Annotated in this window: 1 protein-coding gene; it reads right to left on the bottom strand. The window is 70.3% G+C overall.

Annotation, left to right across the window (positions count from 1 at the left end; all coding sequences use genetic code 11):
- A partial coding sequence (gene ald, locus HC022_RS27255; protein WP_167454457.1) for an alanine dehydrogenase occupies nt 1-1,024 on the bottom strand: 1,024 nt, incomplete at its 3' end.
- Between the last annotated feature and the right edge of the window lie 55 nt (nt 1,025-1,079).

Genomic DNA, 1,079 nt, shown 5'->3' with positions numbered 1-1,079 from the left:
CGGCCAGCAGGTGGCGGTCCTCGGCGCAGGCGGCGCGCCAGCCCTTATTGGCGAGCGCGATGACGAAGGGCAGCGTGGCGTTGCCGAGCGCGATGGTCGAGGTGCGCGGCACGGCGCCGGGCATGTTCGCGACGCAGTAGTGCTGGATGCCGTCGACCTCGTAGATCGGGTCGTCATGGGTGGTCGCCCGCGAGGTCTCGAAGCAGCCGCCCTGAACGATGGCCACGTCCACCAGCACCGCGCCATGCTTCATACCGCCGAGCATCGCGCGGCTCACAACTTTCGGCGCGGCGGCGCCGGGGATCAGCACCGCGCCGATCACCATATCCGCCTCGGCCAGCAGCTCGGTCAGCGCACCCTCGGTCGAGTAGCGGTTGCGGAAGGTGCCGCCGAACACGTCGTCGAGGTAGCGCAGCCGCGGCAGCGACCGGTCGAGCACGGTGACCTCGGCACCCATGCCAGCGGCGACCCGCGCCGCGTGGGTGCCGACAGTGCCTCCGCCGATCACCACGACCCGGGCCGGGCCGACGCCGGGCACACCGCCCAGAAGCACGCCGCGCCCGCCGTTCGCCTTCTGCAGCGTCCACGCCCCCATCTGCGGCGCGAGGCGTCCCGCAACCTCGGACATCGGCGCCAGAAGCGGCAGCCCGCCACGGTCATCGGTCACCGTCTCGTAGGCGATGCAGGTGGCCCCGGAGGCGAGCAGGTCCTCGGTCTGCTCGGGATCGGGCGCGAGGTGGAGATAGGTGAAGAGGATCTGGCCCTCGCGCAGCATCGCCCGCTCGGCCGGCTGCGGCTCCTTCACCTTCACGATCATGTCGGCCTCGGCAAAGACCTCGGGGGCGCTGCCGACGATGCGGGCGCCCGCCGCGACGTAGTCCGCGTCCTCGAAGCCGGCGCCGAGACCGGCGCCCTGCTGGATCAGGACGGTGTGTCCGCTCGCGACCGCTTCACGGGCGGCGTTGGGGGTCAGGCCGACGCGGTATTCCTGCGCTTTGACCTCTGCGGGGCATCCAAGTTTCATCTGCGACTCCTCCCTGTCGATTATATTTGAATCCTGCCAAGCGTGGCTTGCAATT

It is taken from the genome of Salipiger sp. HF18 (assembly GCF_011806505.1).
Lineage (GTDB): Bacteria > Pseudomonadota > Alphaproteobacteria > Rhodobacterales > Rhodobacteraceae > Salipiger > Salipiger thiooxidans.
The sequence above is the reverse complement of the archived record's forward strand: the minus strand, read 5'-3'. Positions and strand labels throughout refer to the sequence as shown.